Here is a 22,029-nt window from a genome sequence, read left to right on the forward strand (position 1 = left end):
TTTTCATTTTTTATCATCTTTTGGACTGACATATATCTTCCCATTGTGGTCAATGGAACATATAAATACATCCTTGAAATCCAGAATTCCGTTATATTGAATTTGATTTTTCAGCCAAAATCTCGTTTTCTGAATGATCTCAAGATTCTGATCCTGAACCTTTCCGTCCATAATTAAGGGTAGTGGCAGACCTTCATATTTAATATTTGGAAATTTGATATTTGGAGATCCGTCAATCTGGTTTTTTCCCGTTTTGGATTTACTGGAAGAAGAATCTTCTGAGTCAGAACCGGAAGAATTGCTGTCGTTAGAAATATTCTCATCCTTGGGAAACACGGTCAGCTTGCCTGTGGTCTCCAAAATAGCGAAATCAACCTCACCGATACTGTCTACATTCTGTTCACGGAGTTGTTGCAATAGATCATCCAGATTATAGCGTTGCTTCCGCATCTCATCCCGGTGAAGGACGCCTTTGGAGATCAAAACAGTAGGTTTGCCATCAATTATCAGGCGAAGACGCCGACTTTTAAGACCTATAAAGGCCATTCCGATCTGTACAATGATCAAGGTAAGCATGGGGGCAATCCCGTGAGAGAGCGGTTTATCAATATCTTCAATGACAAAAGCAGCCATTTCAGCAAGCATAATGGACACGACAAGATCAAACATGGATAGCTTACCGATCTCACGTTTACCCATAACCCTCATTGCACAGTACACCAAAAAGTACATGAGAATGGTTCGAAAGATATGTGATCCGACATCTGGGAAGTTCACAACAGGGGTCCTCCTTCGAAACTGAGTTTTTAACAGTTAGCTGGGTAGTGCAATCCCTATTTTGACCTGAACCTTACATGCTCATGCAGAAATAATCCGTTCATTTAATGGAAAACAGTTCATAAGTCCGAAAGCTTGACCATACACTGTATTAACTTATAACTTGTACAAGGGGGTTGCTTCATGCAATTGATCCGCCGCTTGGTTTCGTTTCGAGTGTCCAATCCGATTCTGTCAGGCCTCTGTCAGGCTTTTGTATGGATGTTTATCGGGGCATTTATTCTCTCCTTGTTTCTCTGGATGAGCGGAATGCGGGAACAGGACCTCTCGTTGTATACCTATGTTGTTCATGGCTTGTCATTATTGGTTGGTGGTTTTGTGGCAGGCAAACGTTCTGGTGAAAAAGGATGGTACTACGGAGGGATTACCGGAATCGTATATGGACTCCTTGTGCTGTTGATCGGATTTCTCGCGCTGGATGCTTCGTTTAATTGGAAGGATAGTCTACAACTGCTTAGCGCGTTTTTCATTTCAGCTCTCGGTGGCATATTCGGTGTAAATACGCATCGCTCCTAACTGACTGGTAAAGAACATCGACCTTCACTCATAAATCAAAAAAGAGAACCGGTGTCTCCAGGGAGATCCGGTTCTCTACTAGTGAATACGCCACAAACGTACCCTTATTATTCTATGTTACAGTAACTATTCAACAGCCGTATCACGAGCTACGGCCGTGCTGATTGCATTGCGGTCAAATGTAAGCTTAGTTACATCGTTTACACGCAATACAACCACATCGTCCGTAATCTCAGCGATCGTTCCGTGAAGGCCACCAATCGTTACAATTTTATCGCCTTTTTTCAACTGGCTCAGCATGGAATTCCGTTGCTTTTGCTTTTTGTTCTGTGGACGAATCATTAAGAAGTAGAAAATCGCAACCATGAGTACTAAAGGTACAATCAAAGATACGATTCCACCGCCTTGCGCTCCTGCTAGAGGCATTCCTTGAAACATTCAAAACTCCCCCTTATCGACTATACGTACAGATATTACTTGTTACGCCGGCTTCCGCAAAACTTGAATCAGAAACCTTTGTCATTGTCATGAAGACCATATTGATCGAAAAATTCATCCCGGAAATCAAGCAAACGATCTTCCATAATGGCTTTACGTACGTTACGCATCAAATTCTGCAAGAAATGAAGATTATGGATCGTTGTCAAACGCAGGCCAAATGTTTCATCTGCTTTGATCAAATGACGCAGATAAGCTCTGGAATAGTTGCGGCAAGTGTAGCAATCACATTCAGGATCTAATGGTCCAAAATCTGTTGCAAACTTGGCATTGCGAACTACCAGACGTCCTTGGCTGGTCATTGTTGTTCCGTTACGGGCAATCCGGGTTGGCAGAACACAATCGAACATGTCCACTCCACGAATTGATCCCTCAATCAACGCATCGGGCGAACCTACCCCCATCAAATAACGTGGTTTATTGGATGGCAACAAAGGTAACGTATAATCCAATACACCATACATCAAATGTTTCGGTTCTCCAACACTCAGTCCACCAATAGCATACCCCGGGAAATCCATGGAAGTCAAATCTGCGGCGCTCTGACGGCGAAGATCCTCATGCATGCCTCCCTGTACGATGGCAAACAGACCTTGGTCATGCGGACGAGCGTGACTTTCGAGACAACGTTCCGCCCAGCGGCTTGTTCTTTCGAGTGATTTTTTTACATATTCATATTCAGCCGGATACGGTGGGCATTCATCAAACGCCATCATAATATCGGAGCCAAGTGCGTTCTGGATTTCCATCGCCACTTCAGGAGAAAGGAACTTCTTGTCTCCATTCAGATGAGAACGGAAGTTAACGCCTTCTTCCGTAATTTTGCGCATCTCGCTGAGAGAAAACACTTGGAATCCGCCGCTGTCCGTCAGAATTGGACGATCCCAGTTCATGAATTTGTGCAATCCGCCAGCTTCACGGATGATTTCATGTCCTGGTCTTAGAAACAGGTGATAGGTATTACTCAAAATAATCTGAGCATCCATTTCTTTCAACTCTTCAGGGCTCATTGTTTTGACAGTCGCCTGTGTCCCTACAGGCATAAAGGTTGGTGTCTCAATAATACCGTGAGGTGTATGTACACGTCCCAGACGTGCACCGGATTGTTTGCAAGTTTTGATATGTTCATACGTAATTGCTGCCATTGGTTTTAATCATCCTCTAAAAGTTAATCGTTATACCGTTATACTAATATATCAACATGGCATCGCCGAAGCTGAAGAACCGGTATTTCTCTTGGATGGCTTCCTCATATGCCTGCATAATATGTTCCCTGCCTGCTAGTGCACTAACCAACATAACCAACGTGGATTTCGGGAGATGAAAATTCGTAAGCATCCCATCGATCACTTTGAAGGAATAGCCTGGGTAGATGAAAATGCTGGTCCATCCGCTGCTCGCTTGCAGTATTCCATTTTCAAATTTGCTGCCTACCGTTTCCAGAGTCCGGCAACTGGTTGTACCAACCGCAAAAACACGGTGTCCATTCTCTTTGGTCTGGTTAATCAGGTCTGCTGTTTCTTGTGACAAGGAGTAATACTCCTCATGCATGACATGATCTTCTACAACGTCTACCGACATTGGTCTGAATGTTCCCAGTCCTACATGAAGCGTGATGAAGGCCACATTAACACCTTTGGCACGAATCTGATCCAACAATTCATCCGTAAAGTGCAGTCCCGCTGTAGGTGCAGCAGCCGATCCTTCATGCTTGGCATACACGGTCTGATACCGTTCGCGGTCATCCAATGTCTCCTTGATATAAGGTGGCAACGGCATCTCACCCAAACGGTCCAGAATCTCCTGGAAGATTCCATCATACGTAAACGTAAGCGTACGTGCCCCCATCTCGCCCTCTTCTTCAATGATTGCCTTCAGTTCCTCACCGAATACGATGACCGAACCGGCTTTCAGCTTTTTACCCGGCTTAACCAGTGCTTCCCACTTGTCGCCTTCCACATTTTTAAGCAATAGCACTTCCGCTTTTGCTCCTGTATCTTCTTTTGTACCAAACAGACGAGCTGGAAGAACACGTGTATCATTCAGAATCAATGTATCGCCGGGATTCAGAAAATCGATAATATCAGGAAATGTTTGATGATTAATCTCACCACTATCTTTGTTCAAGGTAAGCAAACGGGATGCCGTGCGATCAAGCAACGGCGTCTGTGCTATCAATTGCTCCGGTAATTCAAAATCATATAAGTTCACATTCATTTAGTTTCATTCCTTAACAATAGTCGCATTTTGATAATAGTGTTTCAATATTGCCTGGTAATCATACCCCTCATCTGCCATGCCTTTGGCTCCCCATTGGGACAAGCCCAATCCGTGGCCATTGCCCTGACCGATGAACATGAAGGTCTGACCCTGCGTTACCGCTCTCGCTTGACCATCACCACTCATCACCACAAGGGCATTACCGGATGATGAGCCTGTACCAGAGGCAGACATTACAGCAGCACCATTAGAACCGGTTTTGCTGGCTGTTTTGCCGTCAGCGCCTAATACAGTATAACTTCCGGTTCCTGCAATATCAAATAAAGTGCTCGGTAATCCACCAAGCGCAGAGCGGTATGTATCGGCATATTTCACCGTCATAGCCTGTCCGTTGGCAGTGACTTCAAGTGCTCTTCCGGAAGGTCCACGCTTGGTCACTTCCAAGGTTGAGATTGAAGCAGGAACAGACGCTGTTGTTTTACCCTGAAGGGATTTAACCAACTGTGCAGACGTGAAAGGTCCTCTCACCCAAGCATAATCATTCGATTGAGCCACTTTTGCCAGTACAACAGCTTCGTTGCCTGGATTCATTTTGGCTACAGGTTCAACGGTGGATTGAATTAACGGAATGGCACGTACATTGGTGTTCTGAGCCGTTACCGTCACTTTGGCCAGTCCCGCATTGGTCTTGGTCGTTAATTCTTTGATGTTATCCTCACGAATGTACCCGCTAACGCCTGAACTCAGCAGCACATGGTACCACGTATGTAATCCTGCCTGGGCTGATGTATCCCCTGAGCTAACCACATTGGTGAACACACCTGCTCCGCCGTTCCATACCTCAGAAGGATGAGCGGTCTGTCCGCCCGCATTGGAGGAGAACACCGCTTCGATAATTTTCCCACCGCTCTTGACTACTTCTCCAGCAGTTGCATCTACTGCGCTGGTTACTTTATCGTTCTCCGAACCAATCCCGTTATAGGCTTGGCTGAGCGTTGTATCCACAACATTGGCAATTTTGAAACGTTCACCCTGTTGAAGCGCGTAGGATCGGGCAGCTACGGCTTGAACTTTCAGAGCTTCAGCAGGCCAGGAGGAATACACCTCTGCCCCTACGACAGAGTACAGGTATTGCTCCAGTGGAACGACATTGACCAACGCCAGATCACCACTTACGATGCTGATTTCCATATCTCCACGATACGTTCGCTGGGAACGTTCCACTACTTTGATACCATTCCCATTCCCTTGTACCAATGCTTTGGATTCAGTACCTGCAATGGTGTAATGGGGAGCTGTTTTGAGTGCATCCGTACTTAATCCTGCATCCTGGCGGATGATGAGCCCTGCACTATTGTTGACAGGTGAAAGGCTTACCCCCGGAGCTTTGGCTTCCACACTGTTCTTTAATGCGGTTAATTCCGCATCCGTTGAAGCTTCACCCACCCATACTGCATATGCTTGGCTTCCTCCACTCAGTTGAAGGACCGGATAAGCACTACTAACTCCTGTTGATAAAAGGTTGGCTTGCGCTGCCTCTGCTTCCTGAAGTGAACCATACGTTCCAGCAGACAGGCGCTTACTTCCGGTCACAGTTGGCTTTTGACCAGCCAATTGAGCTGCTGCTGCCTTTTGTACCCGTGTAACAGCTTGTCCAGCCAGTGCCTCCGTTGCATAATTGCCTGTGTAGAGCTGGTAAATGGCATTTCCATTCACAGACGTTGTGAACAACAACGGCTTATCCGCGGTTGCCTGCAACAATTTTGCTGCTGCAGATGCTGCCTTGAAATCCGCTGTTTCCAACACTTTCACTCTGAAACCATCTGCACTGAAACGAACTTGCCCTGCCGGAAGGCTTACATTTGCGCCACTCTCCGATTGGATGCTCCATTGTCCGGTCGATTCAAGCGTAATGAGTGATGTAGTTGATTTATACGTACTGCCCAGATTCGCAAACAAGGCTACCCGGATCGTCTGTCCATCATTTCCTGCTGCATATGCAGGCACTTGCAGACAACCCACTGTCAAAAGAGCTGCCGCCAGTACCTTCAATCGACGACTCCACTTCTTCGTTCGTATTGCTTTTCCCACAATCAGACTCCTCTCCATGCATTGCCTTCACTTTATATCGGATTAACACACGTAATATTTCAATGTTTATGGTGAACCTTCAATTGGTAAACGTTCGAATCGTGGACTTTCACCAGGCTCTATTATTTTCCGTCTCTTGGTGGAACAGGTAGACCCAAATGATGATAGGCTAGATCTGTTACGATCCTGCCCCTTGGTGTACGCTGAATCATACCAATCTGAAGCAGATACGGTTCATAAACATCCTCGATCGTCTGACTTTCTTCACCAATTGTAGCAGCAATGGTATCCAACCCTACCGGACCTCCCCGGAAGCTGTTGATCATCGATTTGAGCATCTTATGATCGATCTCATCCAGGCCACGCGGATCAATCTGGAGACGTTGCAACGCTTCTTCCGCCAGTGTCTGTGTTATAATCCCGTCACCACGCACCTGTGCAAAGTCACGTACTCGTTTTAACAAACGGTTCGCGATCCTCGGTGTCCCACGTGAGCGCAAAGCAATCTCTTGCGCAGCATCCCCCACAATTTCCACACCCAAAATTTCGGTAGAGCGTGAGACGATATAAGCCAGCTCATCAACTGTGTAGAATTCCAATCGACTGATAACACCAAATCGGTCTCGAAGTGGAGCAGACAGCAAGCCAGCACGCGTTGTAGCCCCAATCAGAGTGAATGGCGGCAGATCCAGCCGAACGGAACGTGCACTTGGACCTTTACCAATCATAATGTCCAATGCGGAATCTTCCATAGCGGGGTACATGACTTCTTCAACTGTACGATGCAAACGATGAATCTCATCAATAAACAGGACATCGCCTTCCTGCAGATTGGTTAACAATGCTGCAAGATCACCCGGGCGTTCAATAGCCGGGCCTGACGTAGTTCGTAAATTAACGCCCAGTTCGTTGGCAATAATATTGGCAAGTGTTGTTTTACCCAGTCCAGGTGGGCCATATAACAAAACGTGATCCAATGCCTCATTACGAAATTTGGCAGCTTCAATATATATCTTTAAATTTTCCTTCACCTGATTCTGTCCGATATATTCATTCAGATACCGGGGACGAAGACTCAACTCAACATTTTGGTCCTCCATCATCAGGTTCGCGGAAATAATCCGATCATCCATGTTCATCCCTACCTTTTTTTGCAGGCTACAGCTATATTAGAATATGCAATTTGTATTATCCCGTAAACAGCATTTGCAGCGCCTTTTTCATCAACACATCAACGGAATCTGCTGTAGTAACATCCTTTTTCAATTTGAGCCATACTTTATCAAGCTCACTGTCAGTATACCCAAGTGCCTTGAGACCTTCACGTGCCTCATCCCAGGCTGAACCACTTCCCGACTCTTCCGATGGAGGAGCGAACAAACCTGTTGCATAAGCTGCCGCACCAAAGCTATCCAGCTTATCCTTGAGATCCAGAATCATGCGTTGTGCAGTCTTCTTGCCGATGCCTGGCAATTTGGTCAAGAACGTAAGATTCTCCTGATAAATCGCCGTAACCACATGTTCTGGTGTACCTCCAGCGAGTATGCCCAGAGCTACTTTTGGACCGATACCGGATACTTCAATCAGTTTACGGAACAAACGCTGCTCATCCCGGGTAACAAATCCAAACAGCAACATCGCATCCTCACGCACATGATGGTGAGTGTACACCGTAATTTCGCCTTCTTGCTTGGCAAACGCAAATGGATTCGGACAGAATACGCGATACCCTACACCATGAACATCCAGCACAATATAATCATTCTCTACATGAATGAACTGTCCTCTTAGAAAATCAATCATTTTCGCAATACCTCATTCAACTTGGAATTTAATGTATAAGAGTGTGCGTGGCACACGGCTACAGCCAATGCATCCGCTACGTCATCCGGCTTAGGAACGACCTGAAGACGCAAGAACATTTTGACCATCTCCTGTACTTGCTTCTTCTCCGCTTTACCGTACCCCACAACAGCCTGCTTGATCTGCATTGGCGTATACTCTGCAATAGGTAAACCCTTCTGCGCGGCAGCGAGTACCATAACGCCTCTCGCCTGACTGACAGACATTGCTGTTGTAACGTTCCGGTTGAAAAAAAGTTTCTCTAGCGCTACTGCGTCAGGTTTGTATTTATCAATCAATTGCACCATACCTTCATATACGTGAAGCAACCGTTCCTCTTCAGGGGTATGAGCTTCCGTCTGAATACATCCATATTGTACGGGTACCACCTTACTGCCGATTTTATCCACAAAACCAAAACCAACAATCGCAATACCCGGGTCAATTCCCAAAAAACGCAAAACCATCTCTCCCTCACAAAAGCGAACATATGTATCGTTCATTTCATTATAACAAAAGATAGACCCTGCGGCAGGAAAAACTTTGTCTAACTGATTACTCGTCTTTATTCGCGGAATTTTTACATGTTTATTCGTATTTTCAACTATTTCAGTATAAACGACAAAAAGGACATCTCTTCGATGTCCTTCATCATATTCCACATATATTTGGGTGTAACGCTTGGTTCCCTAAACCATCAATGTTATTGCTATTGCCACCATTTCACCATCGTTTCAGTACTTCACAATCTTAGTACTGTAGGTGAGGACGTTTGGATTACCCGCCATTATGGATTAAATGATGATCTTCATCCACGGCGTAGTCACTGAACGTAGAGATCACGCTATCATACTCATCCTTGTCCTGAATCCGAATCCCCTGCTGCAATTGATCCAGCACCCCTTCAGGCAAAGAACTTTCCAACGTCCCAACATCCAATTGAAAGAACGTACGAATAACCTTCTCTTTTGCCGGCTTACCCTCGTACAAATTAAGGTTCCCTACAGCATCTATGCTGATATAAGCCTGCTGTTTACAAAGCGGTGAAAGATCATCTACACGTTGCTTCAAATGCAACTCATCTGATGTTCCGACGGTAGCATCCCATTCCGGATGTTGAGCAAGGAGCATCTTCAACTGCGGTCTAGCCATCTTGCCTAACTGCTCTGTCTCCACTCCGCAGATGTACTGTGTTTCCAAAACCACACTTGTCAAATGATCCGGATCAGAATCAAGTTGCTCTACTAACGCCTGAATCTCCTGTTCAGATCTTGTTTCCTGCGTAACAGGCCCCATCACACTGGTTGCCTCACTAAAATTAGTTGTCAGCAAACGCTCAATCGCCGATGAGATGGACAACCCGCTATAAGCCAATATCGTAACTGCAAGCAGAGCCGCCGTCATCCATACTGTTCGTTTCCACCGTCGCCAGCGTCTCTTGAATTGTTTTCTGAAGTTAAACGTGTTCACATGAACCCCTTCTATCACTTTTTAAACCTATTGTGACCTAAAGACTGAGGCTTTATGCACAACTAACTTATCGCTGAAGAAGGAACACACATGTGTTAGGTTAGAGAACTTGTCATAGTGAATACCGGAACCTGCATTTATAGAATCTTATATAGATAAATATAAAAAAACACTATCTAATTATAGATAGTGTTTTTAGAGATCGGGATGACACGATTTGAACATGCGACCCCCTGGTCCCAAACCAGGTGCTCTACCAAGCTGAGCTACATCCCGTTATATATACCGGCGAGAGGACTCGAACCTCCACGGTTTCCCACTCGATTTTGAGTCGAGCGCGTCTGCCATTCCGCCACGCCGGCAAATTTGAAGTTATAATGGCGCGCCCTGAGAGATTCGAACTCCCGGCCTTTTGATTCGTAGTCAAACGCTCTATCCAGCTGAGCTAAGGGCGCAAATATTGGAGCGGAAGACGGGAATCGAACCCGCGACCCTCGCCTTGGCAAGGCGATGCTCTACCGCTGAGCCACTTCCGCATACGGTATTAATAAATATAAAAATGGCGGAACCGACGGGATTCGAACCCGCGATCTCCTGCGTGACAGGCAGGCATGTTAGGCCAACTACACCACGGTTCCAGATCACTTTCTCAAAGGAAAGTATAATTGCGGGGGCAGGATTTGAACCTGCGGCCTTCGGGTTATGAGCCCGACGAGCTACCGGGCTGCTCCACCCCGCGTCGTTATAAAGTTTATATGGTGGAGGCTGAGGGGATCGAACCCCCGACCCTCTGCTTGTAAGGCAGATGCTCTCCCAGCTGAGCTAAGCCTCCAACTTATATGACCCGTAGGGGATTCGAACCCCTGTTACCTCCGTGAAAGGGAGGTGTCTTAACCCCTTGACCAACGGGCCTTAATGGCTCCCCGAACAGGGCTCGAACCTGTGACAACTCGATTAACAGTCGAGTGCTCTACCAACTGAGCTATCAGGGAATATATGCATTTGCAGAGCAAATGCAATTCATCGTACAACATTAACAAGCAGAGCCTGTTTTCTATGTATGATGAAAGAGTTCGCTTGGCGGCGTCCTACTCTCCCAGGACCCTGCGGTCCAAGTACCATCGGCGCTAGAGGGCTTAACGGTCGTGTTCGGGATGGGTACGTGTGGAACCCCTCCGCCATCGCCACCAAACGCGATTTGTCGAAGCATAGCTTCTTGAAATCAGATATGGAACTGAAAATCATACACACGTTCTGTGATGTACCCATTTTCATTTCAGAGATCATTCTCTGAAAACTAGATTCGAAACGAAACACGCGAATTATCACTTGCTATTGGATAAGCCCTCGACCGATTAGTACTGGTCAGCTCCATGCATTGCTGCACTTCCACCCCCAGCCTATCTACCTCGTCGTCTTCAAGGGGTCTTACATACTGGGAAATCTCATCTTGAGGGGGGCTTCACGCTTAGATGCTTTCAGCGTTTATCCCGTCCGTACATAGCTACCCAGCGGTGCTCCTGGCGGAACAACTGGTACACCAGCGGTACGTCCATCCCGGTCCTCTCGTACTAAGGACAGCTCCTCTCAAATTTCCTACGCCCACGACAGATAGGGACCGAACTGTCTCACGACGTTCTGAACCCAGCTCGCGTACCGCTTTAATGGGCGAACAGCCCAACCCTTGGGACCTACTTCAGCCCCAGGATGCGATGAGCCGACATCGAGGTGCCAAACCTCCCCGTCGATGTGGACTCTTGGGGGAGATAAGCCTGTTATCCCCAGGGTAGCTTTTATCCGTTGAGCGATGGCCCTTCCATGCGGTACCACCGGATCACTAAGCCCGACTTTCGTCCCTGCTCGACTTGTAGGTCTCGCAGTCAAGCTCCCTTATGCCTTTGCACTCTTCGAATGATTTCCAACCATTCTGAGGGAACCTTTGGGCGCCTCCGTTACTCTTTAGGAGGCGACCGCCCCAGTCAAACTGCCCACCTGACACTGTCCCCGCACCGGATTACGGTACCAGGTTAGAACCTAGATACGATCAGGGTGGTATCCCAACGTTGCCTCCACAGAAGCTTGCGCTCCTGCTTCAAAGGCTCCCACCTATCCTGTACAGATCGTACCCAAATTCAATATCAAGCTGCAGTAAAGCTCCATGGGGTCTTTCCGTCTTGTCGCGGGTAACCTGCATCTTCACAGGTATTAAAATTTCACCGGATCTCTCGTTGAGACAGCGCCCAAGTCGTTACGCCATTCGTGCGGGTCAGAATTTACCTGACAAGGAATTTCGCTACCTTAGGACCGTTATAGTTACGGCCGCCGTTTACTGGGGCTTCGGTTCACAGCTTCGGGATTACTCCCTAACCACTCCCCTTAACCTTCCAGCACCGGGCAGGCGTCAGCCCGTATACTTCGCCTTACGGCTTCGCACAGACCTGTGTTTTTGCTAAACAGTCGCTTGGGCCTTTTCACTGCGGCCCCCTCGTGCTATTCACACTACCGGGGCACCCCTTCTCCCGAAGTTACGGGGTCATTTTGCCGAGTTCCTTAACGAGAGTTCTTCCGCGCGCCTTAGAATACTCTTCTCGCCTACCTGTGTCGGTTTGCGGTACGGGCACCTTCACCTGGCTAGAGGCTTTTCTTGGCAGTGTGAGATCATGACCTTCGCTACTACAATTTTCGCTCCCCATCACAGCTCAGCCTTACAATGTGCGGATTTGCCTACACATCAGCCTTACTGCTTAGACGGACATCCATCAGTCCGCGTCACTACCCTACTGCGTCCCCCCATTGCTCATAACGGCTTACGGTGGTACAGGAATTTCGACCTGTTGTCCTTCGACTACGCCTTTCGGCCTCGCCTTAGGTCCCGACTTACCCTGAGCGGACGAGCCTTCCTCAGGAACCCTTAGGCTTTCGGCGGATCAGATTCTCACTGATCTTTTCGTTACTCATACCGGCATTCTCACTTGTATAATGTCCAGCGCTCCTTACGGTACACCTTCAACCCTTATACAACGCTCCCCTACCCCTGATGCATTGCATCAAGCCATAGCTTCGGTGGTGTGTTTAGCCCCGTTACATTTTCGGCGCAGAGTCACTCGACCAGTGAGCTATTACGCACTCTTTCAATGGTGGCTGCTTCTAAGCCAACATCCTGGTTGTCTGTGCAACTCCACATCCTTTCCCACTTAACACACACTTGGGGACCTTAGCTGATGGTCTGGGCTGTTTCCCTTTTGACAATGGATCTTAGCACTCACTGTCTGACTCCCGGAAGTAAGTCTATGGCATTCGGAGTTTGACTGAGCTTGGTAACCCTTGCGGGCCCCGCACCCAATCAGTGCTCTACCTCCACGACTCTGTTTTCCGAGGCTAGCCCTAAAGCTATTTCGGGGAGAACCAGCTATCTCCGAGTTCGATTGGAATTTCTCCGCTACCCCCACCTCATCCCCGCATTTTTCAACATGCGTGGGTTCGGGCCTCCAGTGCGTGTTACCGCACCTTCACCCTGGACAGGGGTAGATCACCCGGTTTCGGGTCTACGTCCACGTACTAAGTCGCCCTATTCAGACTCGCTTTCGCTGCGGCTCCGGCTCTTCACCTTAACCTTGCACGGGAACGTAACTCGCCGGTTCATTCTACAAAAGGCACGCCATCACCCCTAAAACGGGCTCTGACTTTTTGTAAGCACACGGTTTCAGGTTCTATTTCACTCCCCTTCCGGGGTGCTTTTCACCTTTCCCTCACGGTACTGCTTCACTATCGGTCGCTAGGAAGTATTTAGCCTTGGCAGATGGTCCTGCCGGATTCATACGGGGTTTCACGTGCCCCGCACTACTCGGGATCCGTCTCGGAGGGAACCAACTTTCAATTACAGGGCTTTTACCTTCTTTGGCGGGCCTTTCCAGACCTCTTCGCTTAACCGGTTCCTTTGTAACTCCATGTGAGACGTCCCACAACCCCAAAGAGCAAGCTCCTTGGTTTGGGCTTCTCCGCGTTCGCTCGCCGCTACTGACGGAATCACTATTGTTTTCTCTTCCTCAGGGTACTTAGATGTTTCAGTTCCCCTGGTATGCCTCTGCACAACCTATGTATTCAGTTGTGAGTAACTGGAAATTACCCCAGCTGGGTTTCCCCATTCGGACACCCCCGGATCAAAGCTTGCTTACAGCTCCCCGAGGCAGTTTCGTTGTTCGCCACGTCCTTCATCGGCTCCTAGCGCCTAGGCATCCTCCGTGTGCTCTTAGTAGCTTAACCAGTTTGCTCCGGTTTTGGCTGCTCGCTTCCCTTGTTTTGGACTACGTCCAAAGCCAAAAGTCACTCCCATCCAATACCATCGCAAAAGCAATTAAGTACCAATTTATTAAACTTGTTTAACACAAGTTCAGCTAAAAAGGAATGTTCTAATTCGCGTTTGTTTCGTTTCGATATCTAGTTTTCAAAGAACAAGCTCCATGCAAAAGCAAGCTGTTTTGAGAGTTTGAGCTCTCAAAACTGAGCAACGAGTGAGTTAAAAGCTTTACGAAGTAAAGCTCGCTTCGGAAGCATGCTTCCTGAAGACTTATATTTGAATGTTTCCGTTGCAGGAAACGATTCTCCATAGAAAGGAGGTGATCCAGCCGCACCTTCCGATACGGCTACCTTGTTACGACTTCACCCCAATCATCTATCCCACCTTCGGCGGCTGGCTCCTTGCGGTTACCCCACCGACTTCGGGTGTTATAAACTCTCGTGGTGTGACGGGCGGTGTGTACAAGACCCGGGAACGTATTCACCGCGGCATGCTGATCCGCGATTACTAGCAATTCCGACTTCATGCAGGCGAGTTGCAGCCTGCAATCCGAACTGAGACCGGCTTTGTTGGGATTGGCTCCATCTCGCGATTTCGCAGCCCGTTGTACCGGCCATTGTAGTACGTGTGTAGCCCAGGTCATAAGGGGCATGATGATTTGACGTCATCCCCACCTTCCTCCGGTTTGTCACCGGCAGTCTATCTAGAGTGCCCACCCGAAGTGCTGGCAACTAAATATAAGGGTTGCGCTCGTTGCGGGACTTAACCCAACATCTCACGACACGAGCTGACGACAACCATGCACCACCTGTCTCCTCTGTCCCGAAGGAAAGATACATCTCTGTATCGGTCAGAGGGATGTCAAGACCTGGTAAGGTTCTTCGCGTTGCTTCGAATTAAACCACATACTCCACTGCTTGTGCGGGTCCCCGTCAATTCCTTTGAGTTTCAGTCTTGCGACCGTACTCCCCAGGCGGAGTGCTTAATGTGTTAACTTCGGCACCAAGGGTATCGAAACCCCTAACACCTAGCACTCATCGTTTACGGCGTGGACTACCAGGGTATCTAATCCTGTTTGCTCCCCACGCTTTCGCGCCTCAGCGTCAGTTACAGCCCAGAGAGTCGCCTTCGCCACTGGTGTTCCTCCACATATCTACGCATTTCACCGCTACACGTGGAATTCCACTCTCCTCTTCTGCACTCAAGTCACCCAGTTTCCAGTGCGATCCGGGGTTGAGCCCCGGGATTAAACACCAGACTTAAATGACCGCCTGCGCGCGCTTTACGCCCAATAATTCCGGACAACGCTTGCCCCCTACGTATTACCGCGGCTGCTGGCACGTAGTTAGCCGGGGCTTTCTTCTCAGGTACCGTCACCTTGAGAGCAGTTACTCTCCCAAGCGTTCTTCCCTGGCAACAGAGCTTTACGATCCGAAAACCTTCATCACTCACGCGGCATTGCTCCGTCAGGCTTTCGCCCATTGCGGAAGATTCCCTACTGCTGCCTCCCGTAGGAGTCTGGGCCGTGTCTCAGTCCCAGTGTGGCCGATCACCCTCTCAGGTCGGCTACGCATCGTCGCCTTGGTGAGCCGTTACCTCACCAACTAGCTAATGCGCCGCAGGCCCATCCCCAAGTGACAGATTGCTCCGTCTTTCCAGTTTCCTTCAGGCGAAGAAAACAATTATTCGGTATTAGCTACCGTTTCCGGTAGTTGTCCCAAACTTGAGGGCAGGTTGCCTACGTGTTACTCACCCGTCCGCCGCTAACCATCAGAGAAGCAAGCTTCTCATCAAGTCCGCTCGACTTGCATGTATTAGGCATGCCGCCAGCGTTCGTCCTGAGCCAGGATCAAACTCTCCAATAAAGTATTGAAAAGAGCGATAAGCTCATTTTGAATCTGACGAGATTAAAAATCTCATTTGTGCTCCAGTCGATTCAAGCCAAGGCTTGTCTCAACTTTCGCGTTCATTCTGCAAGCAGAATGTTTACTCACTCGTTGTTCAGTTTTCAAAGATCAAACTTATTTCATTATCTCTTGTGTTTCCCGTGTCAGCACTGTGTTTCAGCGGCGACTTAAATAATATATCATACGGCTGAATGTAATGCAACAGTTTTTTTTCATTTCTTTTCTTTAGTAGTTTTACATTAGCCAAAGCTATCATATCCGTACCCTATCTTGTCCTTCCATATTAGGTCATGCTAATAGGGTACAAATATTTTAACACATTTATGAAAGGGTTTACAATAACTTCTTAATAAAATGCTTTCTATCATTTCCTGGGCAACTAAATCTCCGTTATGCGCACCTCAATGTTCACTCAGGTAAGCGAGAAGCCAGCTCTCTATTACAGAGCTGGCTTCCCACTTATATAACAGCTATCTCACTTATTGTTCAATCGCAATCCCAAGGTTAGTTTTGTATCCAAGGATTACGACGCTTTTTATCAGATTTTCGTTGGTTGGAAGGAGCTGCACCCTCTCTGGATGTTTTCCCGGACACGGATACCTTGGATTTATTCTTCAGAGGAGCCTTGCTTGTTCTGCGTTTTGCAGCTGTCGGTTTATTCCCTGCTTGCTTGGACTTCCCTTCCGAATCTGATCCAACCTCTTCAATTGCTACCTGACTTAAGTTAGCGTCTTCACGCCCCCCTTTTTTACCACCCTTGCCTTGCCCTTGAGGAGGGTACATTTCACCAAATGCTCCAAGAGGGGACGGCGGAACCATGCTCTGAGTAGGATACGGATTCTGATAAGCATACTCAATAGGCTGGTTTGGCATCGTTGATGTGGACATTTCAGGCGGCATACCGTACGAAGGACCGTACATATTCCATGCCGGATCCTGATAACCATGAGAAGGATAAGTATACTGCGGCATATGTGTATGTGAGCCACATCCGCATGGAGGGTACGGAAGCATTGAGTATGGAGACATGAAAGGCGGCTGATGATTCATATGACTAGGTGCTACATACGTTGGGAATGGACTATTCACTTCGCCAGCTGGTGCAATCGGAAATGAGTTGTTTTGCATGTCTGCGGACAGATTCGGCATAACGTTATTGTGGTTATAACCCTGCTCCGCGCCAGTCCACGGACTGTTAGGCAGATCACTGCCACTATAAGGACTAACTTCCGGAATCCCTGGAAACCCCGCATTGTTACTCGCTCCTGCCGTGTACATGTCTTGCTGAGCACCATACACCTCTTGTACAGGAACCGGGATTTGAACATAAGGGTGCTCGGCTGGCGCATGATGCAACTTATTACCACAACCACAAGGCTTTTTCGTTGCTGGTGCAACCTCAGTTGGAGACTTTGTATTAGGCATTACAGGCAAAGGCATAATTTCAGGCGATAGATTAGGCATTGTGTATTTCTTGGATTCTGCTACCGGTTTTACCTCAACTTCGGGTTTAACCTCTTCTTTTTTGTGCGTTTCCTTTTCGGGTTTCACTTCAGGAAGCTCTGGTAACTGCGGCAGTACCTCCAGTTCAGGCTTCACATTCGGCTTCTCCGTATTGGCTGGTGGTGGAGCAGGGACCGGAACAGGAACCTCTGCTACTGGAGCAGGAGGAGTTGGCATAACTGGCGCCGGTGGTTCCGGTTCTTTGACTCCCGTGTATTCCTTACCTTCAGGTGACAACTTTTCATGAGCAGCAATATTGCTGGCACCCGAATTAGATGTGCTGTTTCCTTGTGCGTGCATAGATGGAATATAAACTGTCTCCCCCACCAACAGAGCGTTCGGGTTTTTCAACTGTGGATTGGCATTGACCATATCTTTCAAAGGAACTCCCCAGGCTTGTGCCAACTTCCATAACGAATCTCCTTGCTGCACCTTGTGACTGTGGAGCACACCCTCCGGTTTCGGTGTTACTGGCTCAGCAGGGATTTTGACCTTCATGCCAATATCCAGCTTGTCGGGATTTGTGATTTGCGGATTAGCCGCGATCAATTTGTCCAGCGCTACATTGTATTTTTGGGACAGCAGATATAATGTGTCGCCTTTTTTCACCATGTGTATTTTCACAGGGAACTAACCTCCTAGACGTCATACTTGGGCAGTACATTTGCCCATACCGTTACTACATCCTATGCAGAAACCGGGCTAATGACATCAACTAAACAAAAAAAATCCTCCTGTCTCCAAAATCCCCATACACCAGGTATGCAGAATTTTATCGGACAAGGAGGATTCCTGTTCCCTATGTTATGCAATTCTAACTTAAGATTCCCACACTTTATATCCATCTTTGTCAACAATCTGACGGAATGCTTCCAGCAATCTCAGCGTTACCGGACCTGCTACCCCAGTGCCAATTGTTCTTCCATCCACTTCATATGCAGCGATAACTTCTGCAGCTGTCCCGGTGAAAAAGACTTCGTCTGCGATATACACATCATGCAGGGTGAATGGCACTTCTTTTAATTCAAGCTCCAGTTCGCCACATAGATCGATAATCGCTTGACGTGTAATACCTTCAAGTGCTCCGAGATAACAAGGGGGCGTGTACACTACACCATTTTTGATGATGAAGATGTTATCACTTGAACCCTCAGTAACGTAACCTTGGGAGTTCAGCATAATTGCTTCACCAGCACCTGAATAGTTAGACTGGATTTTAACCAGGATGTTATTCAGATAGTTCAATGATTTAATTTTTGGATTCAAGGCGTCCGGAATGTTCCGGCGTTGGGATACAGAAACTGCTTTCAATCCAGTAAGATAAGCTTCCTCCGGATAGATCGCCAATTGTTCCACGATGATGATTACGGATGCCTTAGGGCAACGTAATGGGTCCAACCCCAGATTACCAGGGCCACGCGATACAATAAGACGAATATAACCATTACGCATATCATTGCGGCGCACCGTTTCAGCCATGACTTCCAGCATCTCATCAATGGACAGCGGAATGTTCAAACTAATGGATTTTGCCGAATCATACAAACGATCCAAGTGGGCCTTACATCTGAAAATATTTCCGTTATAGATCCGAATACCTTCGAAAATCCCATCTCCATACAAAAATCCATGATCATATACCGAAACGGTTGCGTTCTCCTTGGTCACATACTGACCATCCAAATAGATCCATTGTTCTGCCACTGATGACTGCACCTCCATAAAATATCCATTCCCTGTACTCCGAAACGTTATTAACCCGTCCATTGTACACCAAATGACAAGCCATTACTCGCTCATTCTACCCGACTTATGACAACCTTCTAACATTCCCAAACACCATCAGGTCAATTATCTCGAAGGATATGTATAACAAGGATAGCTACCCAGAACGCGCACCTGACAATTCAATGCTTCAATCTCTGCCATGGCTGCGGTAAGCAATACCGAATCGACCGTTTCCACAACATCAATGTAAAAATAGTAACTGCCCAATCGTTTCTTCGTTGGACGAGATTCGAGACGGGTCAAGTTCAGCTTCCGCCATGCAAAAGCTGACAATACCTGATGCAACGCACCCGGTGCATCTTCTGGCAACGTCACCAGCAAGCTGGTTTTTACATGATCCGGTTCACGTGGAATGTTCACAGGTTCATGGCCTATAAGCACAAAACGGGTGTAGTTGTTGTCATGATCTGTAACCCGTTCAGCCATAATGTCCAAGCCATGCTTCTGAGCAGCAAGCTTTGTACCGATCGCCACCCAGCCCTTACCTGGATTTTTTTTCACAATTTCTACAGCTTCGGCTGTACTGTTCACACCTTCAAGGTCGGCCCCAGGCGAATGTAGCCGAATAAAATTTTGACACTGTGGAATAGCCACTGGATGGGACATGATCTTGGTAATTCTACCGAAATCATACTCGCCACTCTCTGTCTTAAATTCCGAGCCATGTCCGATAACATTCTGGATGGATGGGTATACCCACTCTGCTTGCATCGGAATATCCACTTCATTTACAAGCCAGTCCATATGAAGACTAACGGAACCCTCAATGGTATTTTCGATCGGAATGACACTGTATTGTGCATTCCCGCTATCCGTTGCTCTAAACACATCCGAAATCAACTTGGAATGAAGCAAATCTAATGGTTCTCCGTTGAAAAGGAAATCAATTGCCTCATGAGAGACTGAGCCTTCAGGTAATACTGCAATTCGTTTCATGCATTAACTTCCCCTTTGATTCTGTCCAGAAAAGGACGTTCGTCTTGATCAGGCAGCACGGTTACACCGTCCAAATCCGGATCGAGCCACAGTGCAGAAGCAGATATGCCCTCCCGCTCCATAGTGTCCAGCAAATATTGTTCCAATCCCGCTTTCCGGGTGTCATGACGATCTACCAAAGTCAATACGGTCGGGCCAGCTCCGCTCAGGGCAGCTCCCAACGCTCCATGATCAACAGCATGTTCCAATATCTCAGCCATGCCTGGCACCAATGATGCCCGATATGGTTGGTGAATTCGATCTGACATCGCCTTCTGAATCATATCCAGTCGTCCACTCGCCAAAGCGGCAACGAGCAGTGAAGATCTGCTAATGTTATGCACCACATCAGACATGCCAAATTGCTCTGGAATTACATTCCTTGCTTTTGAAGTAGACAGCTGGAATTCAGGTATAATAACCAACGCCTGCAGATCCTGGTGTGGTTCAATACGTATATGATCTACCTGTTGACCATTCCATGCAGCCGTAATAATACCGCCATACAGAGATGCTCCCACATTATCAGGATGCTTCTCGAGGGATGTGGCCATATCCAGAAGTTTCGCATCGGATAAAGGAGCACCAATTAATGCATTCGCTGCTGCTAATGCACCAACGATGGCTGATGCACTGCTCCCGAGTCCCCGCGTAAGCGGAATATCGGAATACATGGAAATCTCCAATTCAGGGATGGATACCCCAGCTTCATTGAATACCATCTGTGCAACTTCGTAAATCAAATTCGATTTATCTGTTGGCAGACCTGTCAAATGATTGCCGTAAAGATGAAATGACGTCTGTTCGGCAGGTTTCATTTCCAACCAGGCATACAAAGACAATGCCATGCCCAGGGTATCAAACCCCGGACCGAGATTGGCTGTGCTTGCAGGTATTTTTACAGTTACCTTTTCACGCAAACTCATACAGATTGCTGCTCCAGTTGTGCAATAGCCGCCATTACTGCTTCTTCCGTATCTTCAACAACAAGTGGCTCAGTCGCTACTGTTTTGATCGCAATATTAGGATCTTTCAGGCCATTACCTGTCAGTACACAAACGACAGTCTCTCCGCCTTTAAAGTACCCTTCACTCTTCAGTTTGTATACACCGGCAAGGGAAGCCGCAGAAGCAGGTTCAGCAAAAATCCCTTCCCGAGAAGCAAGTGTACGGTACGCTGTCAGGATTTGTTCATCCGTTACATAGTTGATCTGTCCACCAGATTCCTCAGCTGCAGCTACTGCCGTTTTCCAGCTCGCTGGATTACCGATTCGAATCGCTGTTGCTACTGTTTCAGGTTCAAGGATCGGCTCACCTTTGACAATGGCCATCGCACCTTCTGCTTCGAAACCAACCATACGTGGAAGTGTACTGGACTTGCCTGCCTCTTTATATTCTTTGAAACCTTTCCAATAAGCCGAAATATTACCCGCATTACCGACTGGAATAGCCAGAACGTCAGGCGCTTCGCCAAGTTGTTCAATGACTTCAAACGCTGCTGTCTTCTGTCCTTCAATCCGGAACGGATTCACAGAGTTTACAAGCGTGATCGGATGTTTGGCTGTGATCTCACGCACAATCTCCAGTGCACGGTCAAAGTTACCATTAATCGCAATTACCTTAGCTCCATAGATCATGGCTTGGGCCAGTTTACCCAGTGCAATGTTGTTATTCGGGATCAGTACGATACAATTGAGGCCACCACGTGCGGCGTAGGCCGCAGCAGCTGCTGACGTATTACCTGTGGATGCACACATAATCGTACGGCTGCCCTCTTCCATAGCTTTGGCAACTGCCATAACCATACCGCGGTCTTTGAAAGATCCCGTAGGGTTCAAACCTTCATACTTGAAATAAACATTCAAACCGAGTTCCTCAGACAGATTCTCTGCATGAATCAACGGTGTATTTCCTTCCTGAAGCGTAAGCAGGGGTGTATTTTCATTAACTGGAAGGTGGTCTCTGTACGTTTGCAAAAGTCCTTGATATCTCATTGTGGGTAAACTCCTTTATGTTTTAATAATCTGAAATGATGACCTGTTAAACCAGATATGATTAACTTGTACGTTATAACTGAAATAATTGA

The 22,029-nt window shown here is 47.4% G+C and carries 15 protein-coding genes, 9 tRNA genes and 3 rRNA genes; 1 reads left to right on the forward strand and 26 read right to left on the reverse strand.

Translation table 11 applies throughout. The features are described from left to right. Window positions 1-3: 3 nt before the first annotated feature. Window positions 4-732, reverse strand: coding sequence for a DUF421 domain-containing protein (locus MHB85_RS24550; RefSeq protein WP_105601856.1), 729 nt, complete (start codon window positions 730-732; stop codon window positions 4-6). 228 nt (window positions 733-960) lie between these two features. On the opposite strand from MHB85_RS24550, the gene MHB85_RS24555 reads away from it, so the two are divergent. Next, on the forward strand, window positions 961-1,353 hold the full coding sequence (locus tag MHB85_RS24555; RefSeq protein WP_091020482.1) for a TIGR04086 family membrane protein: 393 nt from the start codon (window positions 961-963) through the stop codon (window positions 1,351-1,353). Window positions 1,354-1,479: 126 nt separating this feature from the next. On the opposite strand, the gene yajC is transcribed toward MHB85_RS24555, so the two are convergent. The 25 genes from yajC to thrC all read right to left on the reverse strand — a co-directional run bounded on the left by yajC (window position 1,480) and on the right by thrC (window position 21,937). Beyond that, entirely contained in the window at window positions 1,480-1,791 is a 312-nt protein-coding gene (gene yajC, locus MHB85_RS24560) for a preprotein translocase subunit YajC (RefSeq protein ID WP_036616875.1), read from the reverse strand. A 68-nt stretch (window positions 1,792-1,859) separates the two neighbouring features. After that, entirely contained in the window at window positions 1,860-2,996 is a 1,137-nt protein-coding gene (tgt, locus tag MHB85_RS24565) for a tRNA guanosine(34) transglycosylase Tgt (protein ID WP_036616872.1), read from the reverse strand. 43 nt (window positions 2,997-3,039) lie between these two features. Continuing rightward, window positions 3,040-4,068, reverse strand: coding sequence for a tRNA preQ1(34) S-adenosylmethionine ribosyltransferase-isomerase QueA (gene queA / locus MHB85_RS24570; protein WP_091027605.1), 1,029 nt, complete (start codon window positions 4,066-4,068; stop codon window positions 3,040-3,042). Between the two features lie 6 nt (window positions 4,069-4,074). Next, the gene (locus MHB85_RS24575; RefSeq protein WP_192133243.1) at window positions 4,075-6,162 is read right to left on the reverse strand and encodes a SpoIID/LytB domain-containing protein; all 2,088 of its coding nucleotides are present in this window, start codon (window positions 6,160-6,162) and stop codon (window positions 4,075-4,077) included. 122 nt (window positions 6,163-6,284) lie between these two features. Beyond that, window positions 6,285-7,295 (reverse strand): Holliday junction branch migration DNA helicase RuvB, encoded by a 1,011-nt coding sequence (gene ruvB, locus MHB85_RS24580; protein ID WP_091020485.1) that lies wholly within the window; start codon window positions 7,293-7,295, stop codon window positions 6,285-6,287. A gap of 55 nt (window positions 7,296-7,350) precedes the next feature. Continuing rightward, window positions 7,351-7,965 (reverse strand): Holliday junction branch migration protein RuvA, encoded by a 615-nt coding sequence (gene ruvA / locus MHB85_RS24585; RefSeq protein WP_036616866.1) that lies wholly within the window; start codon window positions 7,963-7,965, stop codon window positions 7,351-7,353. Then, the gene (ruvC, locus tag MHB85_RS24590; protein WP_017686765.1) at window positions 7,962-8,465 is read right to left on the reverse strand and encodes a crossover junction endodeoxyribonuclease RuvC; all 504 of its coding nucleotides are present in this window, start codon (window positions 8,463-8,465) and stop codon (window positions 7,962-7,964) included. Before ruvC ends, ruvA begins: the two co-directional genes overlap by 4 nt. Before the next feature lie 316 nt (window positions 8,466-8,781). After that, window positions 8,782-9,474, reverse strand: coding sequence for a BofC C-terminal domain-containing protein (locus tag MHB85_RS24595; RefSeq protein ID WP_192133241.1), 693 nt, complete (start codon window positions 9,472-9,474; stop codon window positions 8,782-8,784). Between the two features lie 202 nt (window positions 9,475-9,676). After that, window positions 9,677-9,750 (reverse strand) — tRNA-Pro (locus tag MHB85_RS24600). A 7-nt stretch (window positions 9,751-9,757) separates the two neighbouring features. Beyond that, window positions 9,758-9,836 (reverse strand) — tRNA-Leu (locus MHB85_RS24605). A 16-nt stretch (window positions 9,837-9,852) separates the two neighbouring features. Next, window positions 9,853-9,929 (reverse strand) — tRNA-Arg (locus MHB85_RS24610). 6 nt (window positions 9,930-9,935) lie between these two features. Next, window positions 9,936-10,010: transfer RNA gene (locus MHB85_RS24615), tRNA-Gly, on the reverse strand. A 24-nt stretch (window positions 10,011-10,034) separates the two neighbouring features. Further along, window positions 10,035-10,112 (reverse strand) — tRNA-Asp (locus tag MHB85_RS24620). Window positions 10,113-10,139: 27 nt separating this feature from the next. Beyond that, window positions 10,140-10,213 (reverse strand) — tRNA-Met (locus tag MHB85_RS24625). Between the two features lie 17 nt (window positions 10,214-10,230). After that, window positions 10,231-10,306 (reverse strand) — tRNA-Val (locus tag MHB85_RS24630). Between the two features lie 8 nt (window positions 10,307-10,314). Beyond that, window positions 10,315-10,386: transfer RNA gene (locus MHB85_RS24635), tRNA-Glu, on the reverse strand. A gap of 4 nt (window positions 10,387-10,390) precedes the next feature. Continuing rightward, a tRNA-Asn gene (locus tag MHB85_RS24640) sits at window positions 10,391-10,466 on the reverse strand. 83 nt (window positions 10,467-10,549) lie between these two features. Continuing rightward, window positions 10,550-10,666: ribosomal RNA gene (gene rrf / locus MHB85_RS24645) — 5S ribosomal RNA — on the reverse strand. Window positions 10,667-10,809: 143 nt separating this feature from the next. Continuing rightward, a 23S ribosomal RNA gene (locus tag MHB85_RS24650) occupies window positions 10,810-13,737 on the reverse strand. 346 nt (window positions 13,738-14,083) lie between these two features. Further along, window positions 14,084-15,636: ribosomal RNA gene (locus MHB85_RS24655) — 16S ribosomal RNA — on the reverse strand. The 16S, 23S and 5S rRNA genes sit together here with 9 tRNA genes alongside, the layout of an rRNA operon. A 546-nt stretch (window positions 15,637-16,182) precedes the next feature. Continuing rightward, window positions 16,183-17,805 carry a LysM peptidoglycan-binding domain-containing protein gene (locus MHB85_RS24660; RefSeq protein WP_192136246.1) on the reverse strand — a complete coding sequence of 541 codons (1,623 nt, stop codon included), beginning with the start codon at window positions 17,803-17,805 and terminating at the stop codon, window positions 16,183-16,185. A gap of 195 nt (window positions 17,806-18,000) precedes the next feature. After that, a complete protein-coding gene (gene ilvE, locus MHB85_RS24665) occupies window positions 18,001-18,885 on the reverse strand; it encodes a branched-chain-amino-acid transaminase (RefSeq protein ID WP_017692630.1) in 885 nt (294 codons plus the stop codon). A gap of 147 nt (window positions 18,886-19,032) precedes the next feature. Then, the gene (pheA, locus tag MHB85_RS24670) at window positions 19,033-19,905 is read right to left on the reverse strand and encodes a prephenate dehydratase (protein ID WP_074096239.1); all 873 of its coding nucleotides are present in this window, start codon (window positions 19,903-19,905) and stop codon (window positions 19,033-19,035) included. Then, window positions 19,902-20,870 (reverse strand): homoserine kinase, encoded by a 969-nt coding sequence (thrB, locus tag MHB85_RS24675; RefSeq protein WP_091011906.1) that lies wholly within the window; start codon window positions 20,868-20,870, stop codon window positions 19,902-19,904. Before thrB ends, pheA begins: the two co-directional genes overlap by 4 nt. Continuing rightward, window positions 20,867-21,937, reverse strand: coding sequence for a threonine synthase (gene thrC / locus MHB85_RS24680; protein WP_091011905.1), 1,071 nt, complete (start codon window positions 21,935-21,937; stop codon window positions 20,867-20,869). Before thrC ends, thrB begins: the two co-directional genes overlap by 4 nt. Window positions 21,938-22,029 lie beyond the last annotated feature (92 nt).

The sequence above is a fragment of the Paenibacillus sp. FSL K6-4396 genome (assembly GCF_038002525.1).
In the GTDB taxonomy this organism is placed as follows: Bacteria; Bacillota; Bacilli; order Paenibacillales; family Paenibacillaceae; genus Paenibacillus; species Paenibacillus amylolyticus_B.